Origin of the sequence: Psychrobacter pocilloporae (assembly GCF_029872915.1) — a bacterium.
Lineage (GTDB): Bacteria > Pseudomonadota > Gammaproteobacteria > Pseudomonadales > Moraxellaceae > Psychrobacter > Psychrobacter pacificensis.
In genome coordinates this window covers 561,538-588,151 of the sequence record NZ_PGFT01000001.1, presented here as the reverse complement: position 1 = coordinate 588,151, position 26,614 = coordinate 561,538, and the positions used below count along the sequence as shown (strand labels likewise).

At 44.8% G+C, this 26,614-nt stretch carries 18 protein-coding genes; 10 read left to right on the top strand and 8 right to left on the bottom strand.

Annotated elements, in window-relative coordinates; translation table 11 throughout:
* Nucleotides 1-11 precede the first annotated feature (11 nt).
* The 3 genes from glyA to CUR83_RS02555 all read right to left on the bottom strand — a co-directional run bounded on the left by glyA (nucleotide 12) and on the right by CUR83_RS02555 (nucleotide 3,887).
* Complete coding sequence (gene glyA, locus CUR83_RS02565; protein WP_093067631.1) at nucleotides 12-1,268, bottom strand: serine hydroxymethyltransferase; 1,257 nt, start codon at nucleotides 1,266-1,268, stop codon at nucleotides 12-14.
* A 728-nt stretch (nucleotides 1,269-1,996) separates the two neighbouring features.
* Entirely contained in the window at nucleotides 1,997-2,500 is a 504-nt protein-coding gene (locus CUR83_RS02560; protein ID WP_284719017.1) for a chorismate--pyruvate lyase family protein, read from the bottom strand.
* A gap of 76 nt (nucleotides 2,501-2,576) precedes the next feature.
* Nucleotides 2,577-3,887 (bottom strand): GNAT family N-acetyltransferase, encoded by a 1,311-nt coding sequence (locus CUR83_RS02555; RefSeq protein ID WP_284719798.1) that lies wholly within the window; start codon nucleotides 3,885-3,887, stop codon nucleotides 2,577-2,579.
* A 620-nt stretch (nucleotides 3,888-4,507) separates the two neighbouring features.
* On the opposite strand from CUR83_RS02555, the gene CUR83_RS02550 reads away from it, so the two are divergent.
* Nucleotides 4,508-6,727, top strand: a complete 2,220-nt coding sequence (locus CUR83_RS02550; protein ID WP_071002348.1) for an NADP-dependent isocitrate dehydrogenase — start codon at nucleotides 4,508-4,510, stop codon at nucleotides 6,725-6,727.
* Between the two features lie 259 nt (nucleotides 6,728-6,986).
* Here the strand turns inward: CUR83_RS02550 and icd are convergent, their stop codons facing one another.
* The gene (gene icd / locus CUR83_RS02545; RefSeq protein WP_186475153.1) at nucleotides 6,987-8,246 is read right to left on the bottom strand and encodes an NADP-dependent isocitrate dehydrogenase; all 1,260 of its coding nucleotides are present in this window, start codon (nucleotides 8,244-8,246) and stop codon (nucleotides 6,987-6,989) included.
* Nucleotides 8,247-8,863: 617 nt separating this feature from the next.
* Between icd and CUR83_RS02540 the strand changes: the two genes are divergently transcribed.
* Together CUR83_RS02540 and copM are read left to right on the top strand one after the other, a co-directional pair.
* Nucleotides 8,864-9,478 (top strand): pseudouridine synthase, encoded by a 615-nt coding sequence (locus tag CUR83_RS02540; protein ID WP_071002351.1) that lies wholly within the window; start codon nucleotides 8,864-8,866, stop codon nucleotides 9,476-9,478.
* Between the two features lie 287 nt (nucleotides 9,479-9,765).
* The gene (gene copM / locus CUR83_RS02535; protein ID WP_071002352.1) at nucleotides 9,766-10,617 is read left to right on the top strand and encodes a CopM family metallochaperone; all 852 of its coding nucleotides are present in this window, start codon (nucleotides 9,766-9,768) and stop codon (nucleotides 10,615-10,617) included.
* 128 nt (nucleotides 10,618-10,745) lie between these two features.
* Here the strand turns inward: copM and CUR83_RS02530 are convergent, their stop codons facing one another.
* Nucleotides 10,746-12,758 (bottom strand): M61 family metallopeptidase, encoded by a 2,013-nt coding sequence (locus tag CUR83_RS02530; protein WP_284719016.1) that lies wholly within the window; start codon nucleotides 12,756-12,758, stop codon nucleotides 10,746-10,748.
* A gap of 323 nt (nucleotides 12,759-13,081) precedes the next feature.
* On the opposite strand from CUR83_RS02530, the gene CUR83_RS02525 reads away from it, so the two are divergent.
* A complete protein-coding gene (locus CUR83_RS02525) occupies nucleotides 13,082-13,567 on the top strand; it encodes an FKBP-type peptidyl-prolyl cis-trans isomerase (protein ID WP_071002354.1) in 486 nt (161 codons plus the stop codon).
* Nucleotides 13,568-14,125: 558 nt separating this feature from the next.
* On the opposite strand, the gene CUR83_RS02520 is transcribed toward CUR83_RS02525, so the two are convergent.
* Nucleotides 14,126-16,336, bottom strand: coding sequence for a carboxy terminal-processing peptidase (locus tag CUR83_RS02520; protein WP_071002355.1), 2,211 nt, complete (start codon nucleotides 16,334-16,336; stop codon nucleotides 14,126-14,128).
* A gap of 525 nt (nucleotides 16,337-16,861) precedes the next feature.
* On the opposite strand from CUR83_RS02520, the gene nagZ reads away from it, so the two are divergent.
* A complete protein-coding gene (gene nagZ, locus CUR83_RS02515; RefSeq protein WP_284719015.1) occupies nucleotides 16,862-17,947 on the top strand; it encodes a beta-N-acetylhexosaminidase in 1,086 nt (361 codons plus the stop codon).
* A gap of 155 nt (nucleotides 17,948-18,102) precedes the next feature.
* Here nagZ and CUR83_RS02510 read toward each other — a convergent pair whose 3' ends face one another.
* Together CUR83_RS02510 and CUR83_RS02505 are read right to left on the bottom strand one after the other, a co-directional pair.
* A complete protein-coding gene (locus CUR83_RS02510; protein ID WP_284719014.1) occupies nucleotides 18,103-19,695 on the bottom strand; it encodes an OmpA family protein in 1,593 nt (530 codons plus the stop codon).
* Nucleotides 19,696-20,177: 482 nt separating this feature from the next.
* Nucleotides 20,178-21,812: a hypothetical protein gene (locus tag CUR83_RS02505; protein ID WP_284719013.1), complete on the bottom strand. Its 1,635-nt coding sequence runs from the start codon at nucleotides 21,810-21,812 to the stop codon at nucleotides 20,178-20,180.
* Between the two features lie 414 nt (nucleotides 21,813-22,226).
* On the opposite strand from CUR83_RS02505, the gene CUR83_RS02500 reads away from it, so the two are divergent.
* From CUR83_RS02500 to CUR83_RS02480, 5 genes are all read left to right on the top strand, one after another.
* Entirely contained in the window at nucleotides 22,227-22,835 is a 609-nt protein-coding gene (locus CUR83_RS02500; protein WP_071002359.1) for a rhomboid family intramembrane serine protease, read from the top strand.
* A gap of 83 nt (nucleotides 22,836-22,918) precedes the next feature.
* Entirely contained in the window at nucleotides 22,919-23,884 is a 966-nt protein-coding gene (locus CUR83_RS02495; protein WP_071002360.1) for a metallophosphoesterase, read from the top strand.
* Between the two features lie 99 nt (nucleotides 23,885-23,983).
* A complete protein-coding gene (gene purE / locus CUR83_RS02490; RefSeq protein ID WP_058024241.1) occupies nucleotides 23,984-24,535 on the top strand; it encodes a 5-(carboxyamino)imidazole ribonucleotide mutase in 552 nt (183 codons plus the stop codon).
* A gap of 197 nt (nucleotides 24,536-24,732) precedes the next feature.
* Entirely contained in the window at nucleotides 24,733-26,061 is a 1,329-nt protein-coding gene (locus tag CUR83_RS02485) for a 5-(carboxyamino)imidazole ribonucleotide synthase (protein ID WP_284719012.1), read from the top strand.
* On the top strand, nucleotides 26,061-26,510 hold the full coding sequence (locus CUR83_RS02480) for a YaiI/YqxD family protein (RefSeq protein ID WP_093067583.1): 450 nt from the start codon (nucleotides 26,061-26,063) through the stop codon (nucleotides 26,508-26,510). The genes CUR83_RS02485 and CUR83_RS02480 overlap by 1 nt, the downstream gene beginning before the upstream one ends.
* Nucleotides 26,511-26,614 lie beyond the last annotated feature (104 nt).

The window sequence follows — 26,614 nt, the reverse complement described above, 5'->3', positions numbered from 1 at the left end:
TCAATTAATACTTACTGGTTTTTTTCGTACACTGGTAGCTCTTTGCAGATGGCTTCTACCTTACCGCGTACTTCAGCTGCAACCGCTTCATCACCGCGGCTGTCTAGCACGTCACAGATCCAGCCTGCCAAATCACCCGCTTGTGCTTCGTTGAAGCCGCGAGTAGTAATCGCTGGGGTACCGATACGGATACCAGAGGTGACGAATGGTGATTTTGGATCATTTGGTACGGCGTTTTTGTTGACCGTGATATGTGCATCACCAAGCCATTTGTCGGCTTCTTTACCGGTCATTTCTTGCTTCACTAGGCTAATCAGCATGAGATGGTTTTCAGTACCACCAGAGATGATCTCATAGCCACGCTCTTGAATGACTTTTGCCATGGCTTGTGCGTTTTTCACGACTTGCTGCTGATAAGTTTTGAAGTTGTCTTCTAGCGCTTCTTTAAAGCAAACCGCTTTTGCCGCGATGACGTGCATGAGCGGGCCACCTTGGTTGCCTGGGAATACGGCAGAGTTTAGCTTTTTAGCAAGTTTCTCATCACGCGACAAGATCATACCTGAACGCGGGCCACGTAGGGTTTTGTGTGTGGTGGTGGTGGCCACATCCGCGAAAGGTATTGGGCTTGGATAGACGCCGCCCGCAACAAGACCAGCAACGTGTGCCATATCTACCAATAGATACGCACCTACTTCATCAGCGATGTCACGGAAACGCTGCCAATCAACGACTTGTGAATACGCTGAAAAACCTGCAATGATCATTTTTGGCTTGTGCTCACGTGCCAAGCTCTCTACTTGATCATAATCAATAAGGCCAGTGCCATCGACCAATCCGTACTGTACGGCATTGTAGTTCAGACCTGAGAAGTTGATGTGCGCGCCATGCGTCAAGTGACCACCAGCGTCTAGACTCATGCCAAGTACCGTGTCATTGGCTTCTAGCAACGCTAAAAATACGGCAGCGTTTGCTTGACTGCCTGAATGTGGCTGGACGTTGACGTACTCAGCACCGAACAGCTCTTTTGCACGGTCAATGGCCAATTGTTCAATGACATCGACATGCTCACAACCACCATAATAACGCTTGCCAGGATAGCCTTCAGCGTATTTGTTGGTCAAATCAGTGCCTTGTGCTTCCATCACTGCTTGTGAGCAGTAGTTTTCAGAGGCAATCAACTCGATGTGATTTTCTTGACGAACGCTTTCTGCGGCCATCGCTTCAGCAAGGGTCGGATCAAACTCTTTGATAGAAATGTCTTTAAACATAATAATGTCCTAAGTAGTGACTGTCATTAAAAAAGTATCATTGAAAAGAAGCTGATAGCTTGCCCACAACCAAACGAACACTGCATCGACGTTGCTCAAAGTATGCTAGGTACTTGTGCACGCTGCTCTTTTGCCAGCTGTTTTATGGTATGACCATGATTGTGAATGGCGACTATCAGTAAAAATTAACATAAGAATAAACACAGGCAGTTGGCCTGCATTAACTTGACCGATCCGTCAATAAAATCGATATACAGCGGCATCGATAGCATTGCGAAAGCGTAAGTGTAACATGAAAAATTGTGCGATGAGCGCAAAAAAGCCTGCCTGAAGATGAGCAAATTAAATGGCGATATAACACAGATAAATAGCCAATTAAATAGGGCGTGTTGAACATTCGACCATGACACTGACAGCGACTATTTTTTAGGCGATTCGATGTTAAAAATAATAAGTTTAGTCACTCTAAGCGCTTATTTTTAACGATGAAGCGGCAAAAAAGAGTCCTGTCCCCTGCTTTTTATCGTTGGGGCTGATGCTAAAATTGCCCCATACTGCGTTACAAATCTCGCTAAGGCATCTGCATTATCGTCGCTTTGAGCCTTGTCTGGAACAATTTTAGCGATCAGCAATGCCTATTTGCGAATGTTCAACACGCCCTAAAGGTTTTACTCAATGCAAATTTTTGACCCTAGTCTTTTCTTTGTGTATATAAGAATAAAACGTTTTTAAGTATCACTGGACAAAAATGCCGGCAAAAAGGTTTCGCTGATAAGTAGTAAGCGACCATACCAGTCATAGCGCGTTTGCCGTTGCCAGCCCTCGCTCGTCTGTCGCACAAATCGCTGGTTTGGCACTGTGCGCCGACGTTTAAATAACACATAACCGATGGGCGTACCTTTTAGCTGCTGCAAGCGTCGAGCGTTACCTTTTAGGCTTGATAGCGGAAAGATGCTTTGCGCACCGACCCATGGCTGCTCGTCATTGCCGTATAGCAGTACTTCACGTATCCACGCCAGCAGTGGACGATTTAGCGCTGAGCCTTGCAGACCCAATTGTCGCTTTTGTTGCAGCGTCAATAGCCGATAGCCTTCAAAGGTGCGCTCCACTCGTAACGGCTGCCCTGCCTTATCTTCTAGCATGGCTGTGAGCGAACCTTCAGCATTGAGCCACGATACGAGTTCAATAGGAGGCAGAGAGGTAGCAATACTAGCAATAGAGTTTGTGGACATAGTTAACGGCTAATCGTGAAATGTGTAAAGTAAAGGCCTGCAGGCTATTATTAATAATGGACATTAATGGTGTATATCAATGAAGCGTATCAAAGGCTGGCATATTGTCCGCGTTAAACGGTAGTGCCTCATGGGCTTGCTTGCGATATTGTGCCATATGCATCCGATCTCTGGCACAAAAATCGCCAATCGCAGGGACAAAACGCGGGTCATAAATGCGGTGAAGCGAGTGCGTGGTCGTTGGGATAAATCCACGAACCAGCTTATGCTCCCCTTGCGTACCCGGATCAAAGGACGCTAGCCCTTGCTCAATGGCAAATTCAATACCTTGGTAATAGCACAGCTCAAAATGCAAGCTGTCATACTCACCAAGCGCACCCCAGTATCGACCGTACAAAGTCGCACTATTATCAACACTACCACTATTAGGTGTATCATATAAGAATAGGCTACTGGCGATAATCTCACCACTGGCATCGAGTGCTTGCGCGAGCATAATATGCTCAGACATACTCGCTGCCAATGCCATAAAAAAGTCTAACGTCAGATAAGGCTGCTGTCCGCGTACCGCATAAGTCATCACGTAACAGTGATAAAAAGCCTTCCAATCTGCATCGCTGATAGCATCGCCGCACTTACGCTGGCAGATGATACCTTGCTCAGCCACTTTACGACGCTCCGCACGGATGGTTTTGCGCTTTTTAGCTTTTAGCGTCATCAAAAACGCATCAAAGTCTGCAAAGGGCTGACTGTCATTGAGCAGGTCTTTGTTTTGCCATAAGAACTGACAACCTTGGCGCTCAAATATCGGCATCGCAATCGGTGCGGACTCTACGCCGCGCTCTTGTGCTGCTAGCGCACGCTCTATATCAATTTCGGTCGGCATAGACGTGGTCGCAATAGAGGCTAGATTAGGCGTCACAAATAGCCCATGCCAGCTTGAGGCGCCGACTTGCTGAGCGATATCATCGACACCTGCGATGGCTGTTTTGATTATCTCTTCATTGAGTCTTTCCCCTTTTGCCAGCCAAAGCCGCTGACCCGTAATCGGCGTATACGGCACACTAGTGACCAATCTTGGATAATAGTCGAGACCATAGCGCGCATACGCCTCTGCCCATGAATGATCGAACACGAACTCACCGCGATGATGGCCTTTTATAAAGACTGGCATTACCGCAACTGGTTGCAGAGCAGCATCCTTAGTATCATCATTGACACGATGCACCAAAATAAATATCGGTAGCCACCCTGCCCGCTCGCCAATCGCGCCTGTCTCAGCAAGCGCCTGCCAAAAAGCAAATGACATAAAAGGCGTGTCTGGCGTTTGCCAATCGGTCTGGCTCTGCCAGCTAGTATCATTCATCAGCGCATACTCTAAACTCATACTCACCGTCACTCTTATAATCGCTATATATTTATCGATAACCAATCTGTTGATGACCTAGCCTAGCAAATTTTTGCGGTTTTGCTGTCACAATTTGCAAAGTTTTTTTGAGACGCAATAAAAAACCACCAATCGTGACATTGGTGGTTTTTAGGATTATCCTTATGTCCTCTCAAGAATAATATAAAGGTCAATAAAACACCGTCATATTATTGAAAAGATGATATCGCAACAAATGACTGTTAGAATAAGGTTACTACCAGCTTAGTATAATTTGAAACCCTAAGATATGAGCGAAAACAGTATACTTAGTTCATGGTATGTGATTGACATCCTCTCGAATTTATAGTGGGTTTATTATAATATACCGTCAGCGACTTGCTGTCTGGCAGTTTTACGGGGCAGTCAACGTGCCATCTGAGAACGCCCTTGTAGTGAACATCAGTAAAAGAAAATGTTTTATCAAACTTGAATATCTCTAACTTAAATATTGCTAAGCAGCTACATACGACGTACTTGTTCGAACGATATCATTGAGCATTGCATAGTATCATTGACCCATATTCAACATTATATTCGAGCTTTATTATTAACGACAACTAAAGGAAGATTCAAATAAAATGTCAAAAATTATTTATACAAAAACTGACGAAGCCCCAGCGCTTGCGACACTATCTTTTTTACCTATTGTAGAAGCGTTCACTAAGACCGCAGGTGTCGAAGTTGAAACTAGTGACATCTCTGTTGCGGCACGTATATTGGCTGAATTCCCTGAATACTTGACCGAAGAGCAACGTGTTCCTGACAACCTAGCTGAGCTTGGTCGCCTGACTCAAGACCCCAACACCAACATCATCAAACTGCCAAATATCAGTGCCTCTGTACAGCAGCTCAAAGCAGCTATCAAAGAGCTGCAAGGTAAAGGCTATGCCATCCCTGACTTTCCAGATGATCCACAAACGGATGAAGAAAAAGAGCTACGTAAGCGCTATGGTAAGAGCTTAGGCAGTGCCGTAAACCCTGTACTACGTGAAGGTAACTCAGACCGCCGCGCACCAAAAGCCGTCAAAAACTATGCACGCAAGCATCCACATTCAATGGGTGAATGGAAACAATGGTCAAGCACACATGTATCGCACATGCATGGCGGCGACTTCTATGATGGCGAGCAATCTATGACCCTAGATAAGGCGCGCACGGTTCGCATGGAGCTATTGCTAGACGACGGCACCAAAAAAGTATTGAAACCTAAAATCGACCTACTAGACAAAGAAGTTATCGATTTGATGGTCATGAGCAAAAAAGCCTTGCTTGAATTCTATGAGCGTGAAATGGAAGATTGCCGCGAAGCGGGTATCTTGTTCTCACTACACGTCAAAGCCACCATGATGAAAGTCTCACACCCCATCGTGTTTGGTCATGCGGTCCGCATTTACTACAAAGATGCGTTTGAAAAACACGGCGAACTCTTTGATGAGCTTGGCATCAACGTCAACAACGGTATGGCAGATTTATACGATAAGATTGCTACTTTGCCAACCTCAACGCGTGAAGAAATTGAGCGCGACCTACATGCTTGTCAGGAGCATCGTCCACGTCTGGCCATGGTTGATTCGGCCAAAGGTATCACCAACTTCCATTCACCAAGTGATGTGATCGTGGATGCCTCAATGCCTGCGATGATTCGTTCAGGTGGTAAAATGTGGGGCGCTGATGGCAAAATGTATGACTGTAAAGCCGTCATGCCAGAGTCTACCTTTGCTCGTATTTATCAAGAAATGATTAACTTCTGCAAATGGCATGGCAACTTTGACCCAACGACCATGGGTACCGTACCAAATGTCGGCCTAATGGCACAAAAAGCAGAAGAATACGGCTCTCATGACAAGACCTTTGAATCTAGCGATGCTGGTATTGCGCGTATCGTCGACGTGGAGACCGATGAAGTCTTGCTCGAAAAACGCGTTGAAAAAGGCGATATCTGGCGCATGTGTCAGACCAAAGATGCCCCTATCCAAGATTGGGTCAAGCTTGCTGTACGCCGTGCCCGTGAATCAAATACGCCTGTTATCTTCTGGCTCGACCCATACCGTCCACATGAGAACGAGCTCATCAAAAAAGTTAAAATGTATCTAAAAGATCATGATACTGACGGTTTACACATCGAAATCATGTCTCAGGTTCGCGCCATGCGTTATACCCTAGAGCGTGTCGCTCGTGGCCTCGATACGATCTCTGCGACTGGTAACATCTTACGTGATTACTTAACTGACTTGTTCCCAATCCTAGAGCTTGGTACCAGTGCTAAGATGCTATCGGTTGTGCCACTCATGAAAGGCGGCGGCTTGTTCGAGACAGGTGCTGGCGGTTCTGCACCAAAGCATGTTGAGCAGCTCACCGAAGAAAACCATCTACGTTGGGATTCACTTGGTGAGTTCTTGGCCTTGAACGTCTCTTTGGAGCATTTGGCAAGCAACGACAACAATGCTAAAGCTCAAGTCTTGGCCGATACGCTCGATACCGCGACCGAAAAACTGCTGCTGAATGACAAATCACCATCACGTAAAACTGGTGAGCTTGATAACCGTGGTAGTCACTTCTATCTAGCGCTATATTGGGCTGAAGAGCTGGCGGCGCAGGATCAAGATAGCGAGTTAAAAGCACAGTTCACGCCATTGGCGCAAAAGCTGGCAGAAAACGAAGACGCGATTGTCAAAGAACTTAACGACGTTCAAGGTAAGCCAGTCGATATCAAAGGCTACTACTATGCTGATGAGGAGCTTGCGAAAAAAGCCATGCGTCCAAGCGCTTTGTTTAACGAAGCCTTGGCATCGCTATAAGTAATAAGCAATTGATCTTGAAACATTAATCCTAATCGCTCTGGTTTTTATACACAGATCGATTAGGTAAGTTTAAGTATTAGCAAACAAAACACCTCAGCCGTCTTAGAACGTTGAGGTGTTTTTTTGTGCCTATCTCAAAATGATAATAAACAACTTGCCTATGTCTATCCATTTCAAACACATAAAAAAACCACCTACATCAGTAAGTGGCCTTGAATAAATATAATAAAGTTTAACGCTCTAGGCATTAATGCGATTACGCATCCATGTGCTTGATAATGGCTTTGCCAAACTCAGAAGTACTGAGCAAGATAGCATCTGGCATCAAACGCTCAAAGTCATAAGTAACCGTCTTATTGGCGATCGCGCCTTGGATACCACTGATGATGAGATCCGCCGCCTCACACCAACCCATATCACGCAGCATCATTTCCGCAGACAATATCAATGAGCCTGGGTTTACTTTATTCTGACCAGCATACTTAGGCGCAGTACCGTGCGTCGCTTCATAAACAGCGATTGCGCCGCCTTTGTTAGCACCTGGGGCAATACCGATACCGCCTACTTCCGCCGCTAGCGCGTCAGAGATATAGTCACCGTTCAGGTTGAGTGTTGCTACTACGGAGTAATCTGCCGGACGCATCAGAATCTGCTGCAAGAATGCATCAGCGATCACATCTTTGATGATGATGTCATTACCCGTTTTGGGATTTTTCATCGTCATCCATGGACCACCATCTAATGGCTCAGCATCAAAACGCTCTGCTGCCAGCTCATACCCCCAATCTTTAAACGCGCCTTCCGTAAATTTCATAATATTGCCTTTATGCACGAGGGTCACGTTTGGCAAGTCATTATCGATAGCATGCTGAATGGCTTTACGAACTAGGCGCTGCGAGCCTTCTTTTGAGACAGGCTTGATACCGATGCCGCAGTCTTCAGGGAAGCGAATGCTGGTCACACCCATCTCTTCTCTTAAGAAATTGATGACTTTTTTGGCATCATCACTGCCTGCCTTCCACTCGATACCTGTATAGATATCTTCTGTATTTTCACGAAAGATCACCATATTGGTCAGCTCAGGATGCTGTACTGGGCTTGGCACGCCTTTAAACCAGCGTACTGGTCGCTGACAGACATACAGATCAAGATTTTGACGTACAGCCACATTCAACGAACTAAAGCCACCACCCACCGGCGTGGTCAACGGTCCCTTGATACTGATGACGTAGTCTTTTAAAATCTCTAATGTCTCACTGGGTAAATATTCACCGTCATATATTTTGGCCGCTTTTTCGCCCAAGTAAGCTTCCATCCAGATAATTGATTTTTTACCGTGGTAGGCTTTATCGACCGCTGCATTGACCACCTTTATCATGACAGGTGTGATATCCACCCCAATACCGTCACCTTCAATGAACGGAATAGTCGGATGATTGGGCACATTTAGCGACAAATCAGCATTCACGGTTACTTTTTCGCCGTCTCTTGGTACGATGACCTTATCATATGACATGGATAAAACTCCTTAGTGGTAAGTTATACATCGCAAGCGAACTGAACACGTTGTTATGCTGGCTTTTCTATTATAATGGTTGCGCTCTAGACGCTTATTAGCTAAACAAAGTCTGATGTATGAGATACTTGCGGCATTGGATTGAACGATACTAAAAAATAGCTTCAAATTAAACATATATGCATTGATGTAAATACAAACTAAAACTGTGCATAGAAACTGCTTATCATTAAATTCAGTGTTATTGGCTAATTAATAAGAAATATCACATATACAATTTATAAATTATTAATAAAATGCAGCATCTATAAATTTATAATCTTTAAAGGGTTATAATACATTATCTTGTTGATAGTAATAGAACAAAGAGCTGGACAATCATTTTATCTTGTAGGTGATAGGTTTATTACTATCAAAAATATAAATACCCCTATAAAAATATGGATTTAGAATAGCAGTAAATTTGCGTGGTTGCTGTCCTACTTTTGTAGCAAAATACATCGCACAGCGTATATCAAACACAATACCTCTGTTCTTATTTTTTAGTACTGACTTTGCTTGATTAAACATAAGCCAAGACTGCTAATCACTCATTTACCTTCAGGAAATATCACTTTATGCCGACTTCTAGTCTCATCTTGTTCAATAAGCCTTATGGGGTGCAAAGTCAGTTCAGAGACGATAGTAACAATGACCATGTCACCCTATCGCAGTACTTTACTGATAAGTCTTTGCGAGTTGCTGGTAGGCTTGATGCAACGTCCGAAGGGTTACTTATTCTGACCGATGATGGCCGAGTCAATAAAGCAATTACCCATCCGCCAAAAGCCAATGCTGGACGTAAGCAAGGTAAGACTTATTTGGTACAGGTTGAGGGCATTCCTACTGCTGAGCAACTCAATCAGCTCAAACGTGGCGTGACGCTCAAAGATGGCAAAACTCTGCCTGCTGAGGTTAAACACGTCAGTGAAGATGAGCTACCGATGGCGCTCTGGCAACGTCATCCGCCGATACGTGAGCGTAAAAGCGTACCGGACTCATGGTTGATGCTGACAATTTATGAAGGTAAAAACCGTCAAGTCAGACGAATGACCGCGCATGTTGGTCTGCCCTGCCTACGTTTGATACGTTGGTCGGTGGCAGGGTTTGAATTAGGTGACATAGCAGTTGGCGAGTTTGTGCGCATTCACTTAACTAGTCAGCACTATCAGCAATTGGGTATCAGCTATTAATTTGTCCCGTCTAAACGCTTAGCTATAGTCAATCAATATTAAAAGTGGTACAAGGCAGACGATTGCAAGTACTACAGTAGTAGGCTAAACGAGTCTAACGCTGTAACACTTTAATAGTGGTTCGACTATACCGACATATATTTTCATTTAAAGTAAATATATTACTTCTTGTTAAACATAGCGTCTCGAATGGGTAAGGTTTATCTGTTAAGATTCAGCACGTCATTATTTATGTAAAATAGACCTCATTTATTTATCATTTGGTCTTCTTATAGTAGGGATATATCATGATTGCTTCTCATCGTTTTGTTCTGTTGGCCACCAGCATTTCTACTGCACTGCTATTAGGTGCGTGTCAGCCAGCAGCAGATAGTCAATCAGCGCCTGTAGAAGAAGCCACCCCGCCAATGACTGACATGACTCATGCTGAGCATGAGAATATGAGCCACGATACATCGGTAGATAGCGAAAACGCCACAGATGACACTCAGATGACGGATATGCTCAAAGACTACACAAAGTCCATGACCAGTATGCATGATGAGATGATGATCGGTATGGGTTATAACGATCCTGATACCGCGTTTGCCAAAGGCATGCTTGGGCATCATCGCGGCGCGATAGATATGGCAAAAATTCAGCTAAAGTACGGTACAGATGATGCCATGCGCCAGCTTGCTCAAGATATCATCACGGCGCAGCAAGCTGAGATTGATATCCTAAACAAATGGCTTGCCAGCCATCCTGACGCAGCCAAACCTAAGCCCAATACCGCTGCTATGCAACAGGCCTACGCTAAGGGCATGGAAAGCATGCATGGTGAGATGACATTGGGTATTGCTGATCCTATGCCGGATATGGCATTTGCACGTGGCATGCTACCACACCATATTGGCGCCGTAGATATGGCAAAAATCGAGCTCGAATACGGTACTGATGAAGAAATGCGTCAATTGGCACAGCATATCATCGATACTCAGCAAGTAGATATTGAGCTCATGCAAAACTGGATTGTCGCGCTTAAAGCGACGAGCGATGTTGAAAACGATAATGCTGAGGTTGGCGAGCCTAACGGCGACACTACTGCAAACGAGAAGTCTGCCAGTGAGGACCCTGATACTAAAACCAAGGAAGAGTAGCTAGCCATTCAGCATACCAAAAAACCTTTCAGCTATTACTTGAACCCCCTAATAACCATATTTGCTTATTAGGGGGTTTTGCTTTGCTTACTTATATCTCTCGATGTCACTACTATCTCTCGATGTCACTATGCTGACTGACGCTTCATCACATCCAGCCATGGCTCCCAAGCGGATTCTGCTTGCTTAGGATCGCTATGATCTGCTAACGTTGGAGCACCTTTTACTAAGCGCAGACTGACCTTATGAGGAAATGCTTTTTCAGGCATATCACTGTCATCCCCGTCAGCTTGTGGCAGTGCCTCAGGTTGCACTTGCACACACATCAGCTCATCGCGGCGAAACAGATGACACTCAACAGTGCGCGCTGCATTACTCAGCGATGCTAGCTGCTTACTATCCGCCTTGATGCCATCAATCGCGATAATGATGTCATGGGCTGAGATACCTGCTTTGGCAGCCACACTACCGCGGTTCACCCGATTGATTTTGAGTCCAGCGGGTGTCTCATTGCAGCGCATACCCCATGGGACATGCTTATCCGCAGTCTCTTTGGTATTGACCTGCATTTTGATACCGTTTGCGAGCAGCAGCGCCTCAATTGGCAGTTCCTCTACGCCGTTGACGTAACGGCGTTCAAAATCCTCCCATTCCGCTATCGGCATAAACTGCCCAATCACGTCGCCCATATCCGCGCTATTGATGCCGATACGCTTGCTGTCATTTTGCTTTGCTTGGGTATAGAACGCTTTGACCACATCGAATAGACGATAGCGATTATTGGTATTTTTTAGCAATATCAAATCCAGACACAAGGCCACCAATGCGCCTTTATTGTAGTAACTGATACCAGCATTGCCCGTATTTTCATCGCTACGGTACAGCTTAATCCACGCATCAAAGCTTGACTCTGCGACACTTTGGTTATCGCGTCCAGGCGTTTGATAGTAGCGATTGATTTGTTCCGCTAGTAACCTGAGATAGTCTGACTTATCGATCACGCCAGATGCTTGCAGCATAAAATCATCGATATAAGACGTAAATCCTTCAAATACCCAAAGCATCGGCGTGAACGCTTCACGGCGTAGATCAACATCAACCATGACATCAGGGCGCACGGTTTTGACCCACCACGAGTGAAAGTACTCATGACTGCACAAGCCCAAAAACCGCTGATAATCCGTGCTCGGTATTTTTGGCTCATCAGCATTTGGTAAGTCACGGCGCGGGGTAATCAGACTAGTAGAATTGATATGCTCAAGTCCGCCGTAATCCTGACCACTGGCAAACGTCATAAAGGTGTAATCATGAAAGGGTGCATCCCCCAGCCAGTCTAGATAAGTCTGACAAATCTGAGTGACGTCTTGCTGTAGCCTGCCCATATTGGCACTATGCTTGCCTGAGAGATAAAAACTGTGATGAAGCGTCTGATGCTGACTGTCATGAATAATAAAATCAAATTTATTCTGTGCTGCAATCTCAAAAGGGTAATCAATCAGCTCATGATAATTATCTGCCCGTAATTGATAACAGTGCCGTTTATCTTCGCTCTGACCATCAACGCGCAGATGCGTAGATGCCAAACCACATGCCAAGATTACATGACTTTCTTCTTTATCTAACAAAAACGACTCCGGAACAATCAAGCTGACTTGTACAGGAATCTGCTCTTGCCCGTCGACCGCGAGTGCAAGTGAGGTAAAATTACCATACAGACGCTGCTGATCGACATAGGCAGTACGTACCGATAGGTCGTAGCAGTAGACTTCGTATTCGACGACTACCCTTTGTCCTGCTGTGATAGTGGGGAGTTGCCACGTATGTTTATCTACCTTTTGTGCACGATAAGTTTCAGAAAACTCGTCACCTTCTTTTATTTGGCTGTCTGTTACTCGATAATGTACAGCGGTGATATTGCGAGCAAACTCGCGCATCAGATAACTGCCTGGTATCCATGCTGGTAGCCAGAGCTGAGGGGTATTAGCTGTTGCCGTAAAGGACAGTGACACATCCACCAAATGCTCAGAAAAACGGGCAAAATCGAATTGGTAGCTGATATCAGCCGTATTATTGATATCATCATGGCTGATTGAAACGTCGCTCGTTAGCTGGTTATTAGTATTATCGGCAAATGCAGTCATAGTATCTCTCATCCTTATTTTATTGTTATGTTAGGAGTCCTTCCCAAAAAACGCAACTCCCAAACCCTGAGTGGCCAGTAGTTATCGATTAACTATAGAAAATAGCAGTTATTATGATAAATTGTGGCATTAATTGGCATTTTTTATGTTTTTTGCCTTGAAACTTATATACGCCATCTCAATTAAAGATGCTAACTGCTAAAGTTACTTTAATAAACTGATGATAATTGACTAATACTGTGGCTATTTGGCTTGCTGATTGGCTTTTTTAGGTTTATTGCAACCGTATTTAATTTTTTACATAGATATACTTAGGATATTTTATGACTACTATCGCAAAAGACACTGCCGTCAAATTCAATTACACATTAAAAGACGACGAAGGCAATATCCTTGACCAGTCTCCAGAAGGTCAGCCACTTGCTTATCTACACGGTCACAGCAACATCATCCCAGGCCTAGAATCACAATTAGAAGGCAAATCTGCTGGCGAAAAAGTCAACGCAGTGGTTGAGCCTGCTGATGGCTATGGCGAGTATCAAAAGCAAGCGGTACAGCGCGTACCACGCGAAAACTTCCAAGGCGTTGATGATATCCAGCCTGGTATGCAGTTCCAGTCAGAAGCTGGTGGCCAAGTGATGCTAGTGACAGTCACTGACGTAAACGACCAAGAAGTAACTGTTGATGCCAACCATCCGTTGGCTGGGAAGCGTTTGACGTTTGATGTTGAAATTCAAGAAGTACGTGCAGCAACTGAAGACGAACTAAACCACGGCCATATACATGGCGCAGGTGGCGTTGAGCACTAATCTCTCCTAGAGTATCGTGAGACGGTTAGAGAATAGGTTATATTTGAGCTTATCTTCTCATCAAAAAGGCCAGTAGCACTGTCTACTGGCCTTTTTTTATGTCTGTCATAAGTGCTGATTGATTAGATGTAGATAAAAGAGCGTTCTAACAATGAAGCATTCATTGCGCTTCTGTGAGCATCCTTAAGCTCAATAGCCATTCTCACAAATCTATCAAAGAAGCGTAAGCTAGCGCCAGAAATAATTCTTAGATCCAGACATAACAAAGCCGCATAACGACAAGCGTCATGCGGCTTTTATTACCAACCATCCATGTTAGCGTTATGTGATACCTAATCCCGGGGTATCTCATAACTGACAGGCATCCAGCCTTATCATCCCTAATCAGCAAACCACTTATCCCTGATGCGACCTTAAGATACCAATCCCTAGTATCAATGAATCGTGCCGTACAGTTATAATCGCAGATTGTCCTATCACTAGTAAGTGGTCTAAACGTCAATCCATGTAAGCATATGCTTACATGGTAATACTAGCTATCGTATAACCCCTAACCCCTTATAGTTTCTCTTCAGGACTGAGTAAGGTCTTGGGTTCAGCACTTAGCATTAGGTAGGCCGCTTCATTAATAAAGGCTTCATCTTCTGGCAGCTCTGGACGCTCAGCAGCTTTCATACGGCTACGCTCTTCAAACTTTGCATCCATCGCGGCCTGATACGTATTCCAATTAGAATAGGGGCGTTCACCAGTAGCGATCAGACGTCTGTTTTCGGCTTCTAGCGAACGCTTTTCAATCAGCTGCATTTTGGCTCGGCGGCTGTTAATATCTAAACGAACTGGTTTTTTCTCATCATCCATATTACGAATATCATTCAGCGTTGATAGATACACAAACTGCGGATTTTTCTCTTGGCGAATTTTAGACTGCTGATTGAGCGTCGCTAAAGTGTCATTGGTAAACTTCCCTTCAGGCTTATAAGGCGCCGTTCTGATGGTATCCCAAGGCAAGGCTTTTTTCTGGGCGCGTTCGCCAAAGGTCGCATCATCATAGATATTGACCAATTCAACATCAGGTACCACGCCTTTATTCTGCGTACTACCACCTGTGATACGGTAGAACTTACGCTGAGTTAAAGTTGCAGAGCCTAACGCCAAGCTATCCAGTTGAATCTGCGCAGAGCCTTTACCTGTCGTTGTGCTACCAACCACCAATCCACGACCATAATCCTGAATAGCAGCGGCAAAAATTTCACTGGCTGAGGCCGATGCTAGGTTGGTTAGGACGACCATTTTGCCGTCATAGAGCTGCTCGCCGCCATCATTATCGCGGTACACTTGGACATTGCCGCGGTTATCACGAATCTGTACCAATGGACCGCTTTTAATAAAGAATCCTAGCATTTTGGCAACTTCATCTAACGAGCCACCAGGGTTGTTGCGCAAATCCACCACGAGCCCATCGATATTTTCTTCGTTCAATTTTTTTAACGCTTTTTCAGTATCGATACTGACACTACGGTAGTCCTCGCCATTACGGCGGGCACGATAGTTCAGATAAAAGCTCGGTATCTCAAGAACGCCAATGCGTTTTGGTGTTTTGTCGATATTAGGACGCTGCACCTCGACCACTCGCTGAGTCACGCCTGACTCTTCTTGCTGGATAATATCACGCACAACGGTGACTGTACGGGCACTGGCATCTGGCGTATTAGGCTGACGCAGCTTGAGCGTGACAGACGTACCGCGCTTACCGCGAATCAAGCTGACGATCTCACGCGTTGACCAGCCAACCACGTCCGTCATGGTTTCGCCATCTTTTGCGATACCCACGATCAAGTCATTGGGCTTGATTTGGCCAGATTTGGCCGCTGGACCACCATCGACTAAGGTCACGATACGGGTGTAATCTGGATTTTTACGATCAGGACGGATAGAAACACCGATACCCTCTAGCTGCAAACTCGACTGAATCTGCAGCTCAGTTGCCTGAATCGGCGCATAGTAGTTACTGTGCGGATCATAGGTCAGCATGGCGGTGTTTAGAATCGTCTCCATGATTTCATCATCTTTGAGACGCTTAAACTGCTCTTGCTGACGCGACAAACGATTTTGCAAAATCTCATTTGGCGTACGTTCATCGTTGCGTACCAAGTCCTGTCCACGAGTGATATCTGGATTGCTCAAAAACACTTTTTCTTTGGCTTTTTCGTCTTCTTGTCCCAGCGTAATACTCATCAGCTGAAACTTTAGCTGACGTTCCCAATAGTCACGCTGCTCTTTTTTGGTTTTGAAATGTCCGAGATTTTCACGATCAAGAATGATAGTGTCATCACCGGTCAAATCAATATCTTTCTTGAGCATCTTGGTTGCCATGGCAAAGTATTCGTTTGAGCGTTTGCGATAACGATCAAAGACTTCTACCCCTGCAGATAGGTCGCCTTGCTTGAGGCGCGTGCCAAAATCATCGGCGTGCTTTTTCTTCAGCTCATCGACATCAGATTGCAAAAATAAGGTATGGTTTGGATCGAGACTATCAATATACATTGATAAGATTTCGCGACCTTTTTTACTATCTAATGGCTGATTAAGGTAATGACTGCGATCCAGCAAAGCGGCAACTTGGCGAGTAGTGACCTTTTGCTCAGGTGTCTGAACAAAACTTCCCGTATTGGTTTCTGCTACGGCAGTACCGTAGCTTTGTGTCAGGATAATACCGGCGATGCCCACTGACGCTGCACTGAGTAACCACTGTGCTGGTTGTTTTTTCATCATATGTACCTAGTTATTTGAAGTTAGTGATATTATTTGTGTTATAAAAATTAAAAACTGCTGAATGTATTATTGCCCATGACTGTCGTCTGTTTTTGCTCAATGTCTGTCTTACTTTGCCTTAGCTTACTTATTACTATGAGCTTACAACGCTATAGCTTTATTATTCCGTCGCCTTTATATATAGATTCTGACGCTTATTATCGAATCCTGATATATAGTCAAAAATCAATATTATCATGTGCATAAATACTGAACTGTCTCAAACTGTATAAGCAATCTTACACGCAACGCCTGCACATACCAAACTTTCTCTCACTTTTATCACACATAGCGACTTAAGGCTATTAGCATTAATTCGCCGACTACCCACAAATTGATTTGATGCCAATAATCTGCCACATTAGGCTCAATTGATAATAACTGTCATAATAAAGTGCATGAGTAATGACTGCTAAGCGATTGGACATCGATGATCGGTCAACCCCATAATATAACAATACACAAAAAAATAAGGATGACGCAATGTACGGCGTTTTAATGATTGATATCGATAATACCGCACTGACCGCAGAAGACGTCAGCTTGATCAAACAAGCACAGATTGGCGGGGTCATATTGTTTGGACGCAACGTCGCTGATGCGGCCCAAGTACGCGCATTATGTGACGATATCCGGTACCACAACCCAGATATATTAATCGGTGTCGATCAAGAAGGCGGACGAGTCGCACGGCTGCGTGAAGGGTTCACACCGCTACCTGCTATGGGTAGGCTTGGTGAGTTATTCAATCACGATCCAAGCCGTGCGCTCAGCTGCGCATACGACTGTGGCTATCTGATGGCAGCCGAAGTGATGGCAGTAGGTATTGATTTGAGCTTTGCGCCTGTGCTGGATAGAGATGGTATCAGTCAAGTGATTGGTGATCGAAGTTTCCATCATGAGCCACAGGCGATTGCTGCACTCGCCACGCAGTTTATGCGCGGCATGAAAGCGGCTGGCATGGCTACAACTGGCAAGCATTTCCCCGGTCACGGCGCTATCGCTCCTGACTCGCATGTATCAGAGGCCATCGATACACGTAGCTTGGACGACATCATCAATAGTGATATGCAACCCTTTACACAAACGCTGTCACTGCTTGACGCACTGATGCCCGCCCATGTAATTTTTTCGCAAGTAGATAATCGGCCCGCTGGATTTTCTAAAATTTGGCTAAAAGACATTATTCGTGATCAGCTCGCGTTCGATGGTGTGCTTTTTTCTGATGATTTATCAATGGCTGGTGCAAAGGCTGCTGGCGATGTCAGCGCGCGCGTAAAAGCTGCCATTGAAGCTGGTTGCGATATTGCACTGGTGTGTAACGATCGTGTTGCCGCTCATGAAGCGGCGACGGTAGCGCAAGAACTACCCTATCCTAACCAGAAGCGTATCAAAACCATGTGCGGCAATATACCAAAGTGGCAAGGTGATCTTGAGTCTACTTGCCAACAGTTTGATTATTGGCAACAAGCAAAGAACAATGTCACTCAGAGCTTTTTTAACGTTGAGACTGATACACAAGTTGATAAACCTGCCAATGAATCAAAAGACCCTACTGATTATAAGTAGCTTTGTATTCATACGAAACCGTTGAAAAATTTGGCAAATAAAAAACCGCATCGTTATGAACTGCCCCCCATAAGTTGGACACAACTTACGGGGGTCGGTTCACGTTAAGGTGCGGCTTTTTAGACTTAACTACTATTAAATTAGATGATTTTTGATCAATTCGTTGGATCTACCGCAGTACCTTGAGTCGCATCATCGCCATCAGGCAACAAATCATCATTATTGCTGTCTAGCGGATTCAAATCTGGGTCAAGCGAGTCGCTGTTGATGATCATGCCATTATTTGGATCGACCATTTTGTCATTGACCATAAACTCAATCCGGCGATTACGGAAACGCCCCTGTTCAGTTGAGTTATCAGCGATAGGATCTGTTTCACCCATACCTTTTGTACTAAGTTTGCTCGCATCAACACCTTGAGCCACCAGATACTCTTTTACTGACTCAGCACGCTCACGAGACAACTCCATGTTGTAAGCATCCGATGCTTGGCTATCTGTATGACCGATAATCATCAGGTTCATGTCAGGCACTTCATTGATGATTTTTGCAGCACGATCAAGTATGGCTTTATTGACATCAGGGATGACAGCTTCATCCACTTGGAAGTTGATAACTTGAAGGCTCAGAGCACGCGCGACATCACGTGGGTCTGGATCGTCACCAAGATTGGTCATAGCAACATCTGCAGCAGCAACACTCTCGTCAATCTCACCTTGCAGATCTAATGGACCTTCAGCCTCTACCATCATCGCTGGTGCAGCGGCTTGTAGATCAGACACCAATTGGGCCAATACCGCATCATCAGGTGCATTGACCGTGATGGTATCTCCTTTAATCACCATGCTAGCATTCGGTACATTTTTAACGATTGGCAATATCGTAGTAAGCTGTGCAGCGGCTGGCATATCTATGGCAAAATTATCATCGACATCAGCGCGGCACTTATTGGCTTCATCGCCGAATGCGCCAGTTAGTGCATTCATTACATTGGTCTGTAGCGTCTCGTTGCCTACGCTCATGCGGCAAGCGTATAGCTCACCATTTTCGCCAGTGGCGATACGGAGTGAGGCAGGCTCGATGTCAGTTGCTACTACTGCTTGCTCATTACCTTGCTCGTCTTGCTGCGCGGTAGCCATCGGCGTAGCAACAGGCTCAGGGTTCTCCTGACAGCCTCTTAATAAAGCCCAAGCCAATGCACCCAAAATAATCAAACCGATAATCGGTAATAGGGCTTTCATAAAGCTGCCTTGTGGCTCTTTTTCTTTCTGTAGTGGCGCGGTACTGACCGTATCGGATATAGGCGCCGCAGCAGGAGTGGCTGCAATGGCACTCGCAGGTAAGATAGCCCCTGCCCATGCAGGGATATGATGCTGATAACTGTTGAGATTGTCATTGAGAAATTGCGGTACAGGGGTAGTACCAGCCAAGCTTTTGATTTCGTGAAAAGCAAGCGGCGCTGCCATAGCAATCAGACCACGAGAAGCTGTCTCATCGACACCATGTGCATTAGCGAGCTCACGAGAGATTTGGTCACGGTGAGCCCCTTCTGTCCATACACGATCATAAAAAGAGCTATCATCACGAGCGATATTCTCATTAGCAAAACGGCTATAGGTATCATTATTCGCGAGGCGAGCAGCAAAAATTGCGTAAAATTGCTCAAGTAGATTTTGCTTAGCAGGACTATGATCGTCTGCTAATACGGCTGGGCTGACTGTGCGTGTCAAATGACTGATAATATCCATAATATAATTCTCCTATTAAATTTTATTGATAGCATTCAATGGCTTAACCTATAAAATTATTTAATATTCTGCGTTTATTTAATTCAGAAAATGTCTTTGTAAGAACCTTTTTTACCTGATAAGTATATTTATTCATAAGCATTATAAAATTGTTAAGTCTGTATTTACAGTCACCGCGTTGTTGTGCAAATGATACGTTAAGTAATGTTTTAGTTGGTGCGCGTAACTATACACTCATAACCCAACAGGCACTTGAGTACAAATTAATAGAATTCGATACTCAGCTCTGCGAATCTACTTTTTTGGTAAAGTAGCACCATTTTTGATGCTCAGATCCTAAATACGTACGCTAAGCAACAGCTAAAATCAAAAAGGCGGTATGACAAACTCATACCGCTTCCTTGCTTAACTTTTGAACTATTTCTAAAAGTTCTGAAAGTACATTCGAACTGAGTCGATTTGAATGTACTTTATACGACTCACTACCTGACTTGTGCTGGTTCAGCAACGATGACACTGCTCGCCATGTCATCTACTTCTGACTCAGAAATAGGGCCTGATGGTCTGCTCGGTCTATTACTAGAAGGGACGTTGCTAGGAATATTACTTGAAACATTGGCAGGTACGTTGTTGGAATTATTATTAAATCCATCATTATTGTTAGGTAGTGGCGCAGGTATCACGCGATCACCTGTGTCATCATCAGCGGCTTGATATTCTCCAGTACCATTGCTCATACCGTCATTACTGTATTGGTTATTAGCGCCTGTTCCATCGCCGAGTTGATTGTTCATGCCATTAGTGCCAGCCATACCATATGTCGTATCACCATTACTGTTGTTAGGCAGTGGCAATGGCGCAGTACTATCGACTGCCATGGTTGGTGCTAAACTACGTACGTTTGTGACCAATTGTTGTAATAGCATGTCATCCGGCGCCTCTACTGTCAGACGATCGTTTTGTAAGTGTAGACGGGCGAACGGTGTCGATCTGAGCATGGTCAGGACATTGGGCAATATCTCCGCAGGCATGTTTGCGATAGTAGTTGCCATTCCATCCTGTACGGTAAATTCACATATACTCGCCTGCTCACCAAAGCTCGTATTGAGTGCCTGTTGTAAAGAGCTTTGTAGCGCTGCATCACCGACCGTCGCGCTACAAGTATAGAGGTTGCCACTATCATCTACGCCAACGATGAACTCGATGGGAGTCATCGTTGGTGCTGGTGGCGGTGCTGGAGTAACCACAGGCGCGACAGCGACCGGTTCTACTGGTAGGTCACTTTTGGGTTTTATTAATAATGCCCAAGCAGCCAGTGCCATCGCAGCCAGTGCAACTATCAATAAAAATACTCGCATCAGTAGGTCGTTTCGCTGATTGCGAGTGCGCACGCGCTCTTGCTTGATGTTGCTATTTTCTGCCAAGTGATGAGCTGCTGGACTGGCATGGATAGCGTCATTACTGTCACCAAAATGCCCATCGTCATTTAATGCGTCAGTAGCGCTTATATTAACGTTTTCTACATAAGCGGCTGTAGTAGCTGTCGTTGCAGCGACTGCGTCAGTACTTAGATCAGGCTTGCTAAGTTTATTCGGTACGGTATCACTTGATGGCACGATACCATTATCTGCGACATCTGCGACAAAGTTTGACATTGATTCGTGTCCAGCGCCTTGAGTAGCAGTAATAACGGACGCTGACCATATAGGTAAATATGGGCGCAGCATCGACTGCTCTCCTTGCAAGAATGCTGGCAAAAACTGTCCATTGGCCAAAACCTTTAGCTCACGATAGGCTAAGGATGCTGCATTAATTAGCAATTGAGCAGTGATCGACTCATCAATATGATGCGCGGCTGACAGCTCTTGGATAATCGTTTTTTGTAGTACTTGGTCTTGCCATAGCTGCTCAAATAAAGGCCGCTCGGCAATACTGTCATTAGCCATCACCTGATCGTTACGAAGTAGTTGCGAGTAGACCTGTGGCACCGCTAAGCGCGTGGCTAAAATGGCATAAAACTGCTCAAGCAAGCTGATATAAGCCACGCTATCACTGCGATTATGCTCGCCCAATATAGCGGGGGTGACGGTCTGTTCTAATTGATCGATAATACTCATGGATCACTGCCTCTCTCGACTTTTTGAATCCGCAAAAATTAAGCACTTATTGTTCGTTGTATATACGGCTACTTGCCCTGAAACTGTCAAGCGTTCTTTAGCAGCATCGACGTCTATATAGCGGTTTCACTTATCTCACATGATACACTGCTACATTACTCACTATAAAAGCATAAAAATGCATCGTTTTGTCACATAATAGATATTTGTATCAGCATAACTGCTGTTAGTATTAACTAATTACGTTACGAGTAACTTGAACTTAGTATCAATATATTAACTTAGTATGAATATATTAATTAATGGTCATATTTGTTTTTACTCAGCCCTAACGCTTAGGCTTTGAACATTGTCATTTATCGCATTGCCATTTATTGCATTGTCACCTATCAGGCGCGACCTAAGGATTTTCCTTTGTTAAACCATACGACCCTTATTATCATCATTACTGTTATTGTCAGCTTATTAGCATGGCAAAACAAGAAATTACTCAACCGTCTTATCTTTTATCCACCCGCTGTAAATAACGGACAATGGGATCGTTTTGTCACGCATGGCTTTATTCATGCCGACAGTATGCATCTGCTATTCAACATGTTTACGTTATACTTTTTTGGCCGAGCTATTGAAGGGCTATATCGTTCATTTTTGTTCGGCTATGGTTTTGTGGTTTTTTATGTGTTGGCTATTGTTGTTGCCATGATTCCAAGCTACCTTAAAAATAAAGACAATGCCAGTTACTTAAGTCTTGGGGCATCAGGCGGTGTATCGGCAGTCTTATTTGCCTTTATTTTGCTAGCACCGTGGGAGCGAATTTACTTATTTGCCATTGTTCCTATTCCTGCGATACTGTTTGCCGTCGCTTATGTATTTTATAGTATTTACGCGGACAAACGCGGTGGCTCAAAAATCAATCATATGGCACATATGTGGGGCGGCGCATTTGGCGTCATTGCTACGATTATTTTAGAGCCTAAAGTACTACCCCATTTTATAAATGCTTTATTGTCGCCTGGTTTTTAAACTGTTTTCTCAAATAGAAATTCTTTGAATCAGGACAATTAAGCAAGTTGCTTACTTTTACGTTTGAGATTTAATATTTCATTATGATTATAGATATTATCGGTGATATTCATGGTTATGCAGACAAGCTCGTTGGTTTGTTAAACCAATTAGGATACGAGCATAACGGTCAGCATTTTGTGCCACCGGCAGGTCACAGGGCATTATTCATTGGCGATTTGATTGACCGTGGGTCGCAGCAACTGGCCACATTAGAGATTGTCTTTGCGATGTTAGACGCGGACGTGGCCGATGCGGTGATGGGCAATCATGAATATAATGCCTTGGCTTATGCTACGCTCGATCCTGAGGATTCTAGCCAGTATCTGCGCTCACATAATGCGGTACATAAACGCCAACATGAAGCATTCTTGGCAGAGATACCTTTCGGCTCAGAGCAGCACGAATACTGGTTGCAGCGCTTGTACGAGATACCTCTGTGGATTGAGACAGATTATGCCTGTTTCGTCCATGCTTGCTGGGATGTAGATAGCATGGCGGTTCTAGAGCCCCTGCTGACGGATAATAACTGCCTAACCTCTGAAGGTCTAATCGCAACCGCTAAAGAAGATACTATCGCTTTTGATGCCTTAGAGCGTGTACTAAAAGGGGTCGAGACGGGCTTGCCTGATGGTATTGTGATGGTAGATAAAGAAGGCACTGAACGCAGACGAGTACGGGTGCGTTGGTGGCTTGATGCGTTGAATCAGCGCACGCTTCGTGAGGTCGCTCGTGCACCGTCCTCCGCATTGGCACAAATACCGCCTGATGCACTGGCTGAAAATATTGACTTTGCGATTCAAACACATAAACCTGTTTTTGTCGGTCACTATTGGCTCACTGGTACACCTGAGCCACTCAGTCCACAAGTCGCCTGTACTGATTATTCGGCAGCGGTAGATAGTGGCTACTTGACTTGCTATCAGCTGGATACCGAACAGCCATTACCACTGACAGCTTCTCGCTTTGTGCAGCATTATCACGACAAAAGAATAGAGATAAACCAGTGATATAAATGCTATTAACACCATATCATTATTAAAAGTCAAACTTGGCTTTACGAGTGTAGCAAAATTTTTGTATGATGGTCTTTTTGAGGATATCCAATCATGAGCACCACCAATACTGCGGCTAACCAGAACGGTCCAATCACCTCCCCTGCTGGTCAACCAAAAGTCGGCATTATTATGGGTTCGCAATCTGATTGGGCGACCATGAGTGCCGCAGCACAATTGCTAGCAGACTTTGATGTTGCCTTTGAGTGTGAAGTGGTTTCTGCTCACCGTACACCTGACAGGCTATTTGATTACGCCAAAAGCGCAAAAGACAATGGTCTACAAGTGATTATCGCGGGTGCAGGCGGTGCCGCTCATCTGCCTGGTATGTGTGCGAGCCAAACACCACTACCTGTATTTGGCGTCCCTGTAAAATCCTCTATGCTAAGTGGTTGGGACAGTCTGTTGTCTATCGTGCAAATGCCCAAAGGCGTTGCTGTTGGGACATTGGCGATTGGTACCGCTGGCGCTTATAACGCTGCCCTACTTGCGATTCAAGTCTTAGCCTTGCATGATGAAACGATTGCTACTAAGCTGGATGAGATGCGTCAGACGCAAACCGAGACCATTCTCGCTAGCCCAACACCCGGTATTATTAATTCTTAAATAAATATAGAGTGACTAGCTTTTTTAGCATAGTATTTTGTATTGATCGCCTAAAAACAAGAGCTACCACATTTTATTTTTCAGTACGTCATACTAGATATAAGGTGCCTATAGTGCACCTTTTCCTATTTTCACCCATTGCGTTTTAAATTTTAATACAACACAGACCTCATTCACTTTTATTCAAAGAGCCTTTCATGACTACAGCAAACGCTTATCCTGTTACCCAAACCATTCGTACCATCGGTATTTTAGGCGGTGGTCAGCTTGGTATGATGCTTGCCGAAGCCGCGATGCCACTCGGTTACCAATGCGTGTTTTTAGAAGACAATCCAGAATGCCCTGCCAGCCTATACGGTCACGTGTTTCATAGCGATCAATTAGTCGACTTTATGGCAGCCGCTGATGTCTTTACCTTAGAGTTCGAGAACACACCAACGTCTACGGTCGAGCAATTAACGAGCGTGTCAAAATCTGGCAGCAAGCAAGGTATGTTCCCACCACTGATTGCGCTTGATATCGCCCAAGACCGTCTAAAAGAAAAGCAGATGTTCAATACGCTCGATATTGCCACCGTGCCATTTATGGCTGTTCATTCTGAAGCTGAGTTAAAACAAGCTTGTGAAGCGTTAGGCCTGCCTATCGTTTTGAAAACCAGCCGCGGTGGCTACGATGGCAAAGGTCAGTTTGTTATCAAACAAGAGAGTGACATTAAAACTGCTTGGCTTGCGCTAAAAGACGCTGTTAGTGGCAAAGGGTCACTCACGCCAACACCTGCGCCACTGATTGCTGAAGGTTTCATTAACTTTAATCGTGAAGTCTCTATCATTGCAGCAAGAGCGCAAAATGGTCAGATACGCTGTTATGATTTGGTCGAAAACCATCATCATCACGGTATTTTGGCAAAAACTCAAGCTCCTGCGGTCGGTACCAGCCACCTGCTCCAGCAGGCAACAGACGCCATCACAAAGATCATGAACCATCTAGACTATGTGGGCGTCATGGCACTTGAATTGTTTGTCAACAAAGATGCTCGCGGTCATACCACGATACTGGCCAATGAGATTGCCCCGCGTGTACACAACTCTGGCCACTGGAGCATCGAAGGCGCGGTTACTAGCCAGTTTGAAAACCATATCCGTGCTGTGGTCAACTTACCACTCGGTGATACGGACAACGTCCATCCAGCGATTATGGTCAACGTACTCGGCCAATATCCTGATATCAGTGCCGTGCTAAATATCGATGGCGCTCACTATCATAGCTATCATAAAGCCGAGCGTGATGATCGCAAGATTGCTCATATTACCTTGATGCCCAATGACGTGACTGACTTAGAATCCGCTATGGCAAAGCTGGTTGCCGTATTGCCAAATAAAGTAGGTTTGGACAAAGAGTATGGAAATATCGATACTCACTCTAATACCGCAGATGCCAAAGCTAAAAACGACGTCTTAGAAGATAACAGTGGTGAAGCAGACAGTCTGGCAGAATTGTCGCCAAAGACAGCAAAGGCGAAGAAATAATGCAAATTTGGGTGGATGCTGACTCGGTGCCATTGATTGCCAAAGATTTGATTATCAAAACGGCTGAACGTACCAAAACGATGGCGATATTCGTCGCCAACCAGCCAATCAAACTACGCAAATCTCCTCTGCTCGTCATGACGGTTGTGCCATCAGGGTTTGACAAGGCTGATGATTATATCGTCGAGCAAATACAGGCAGGCGACTTGGCGATTACGAGCGACATACCTTTAGCCAATGATATTTTGGACAAAGGCGGCTTGGTGCTAACCACACGCGGCGTGGTCTATGACAAAAATAACATCAAGCAAAAGCTTAATATGCGCGATTTTATGGACACCATGCGCGGTACTGGTGTCCTAGAGCTGCAAGAGATGAGCGGTCAAAAACCCTACGGCGACCGCGATAAAAAAGCTTTTGCCGACGGTCTGAATCGCTTAGTACGTTAGCGCTGTTACCCTTCTAATCTCATTAAAGTACTATCCTCTAGATAGCGAATCTTGCTTGGCAAATATTGCTTTCTTGCAAACCGTATACACTCTATAACCAACTC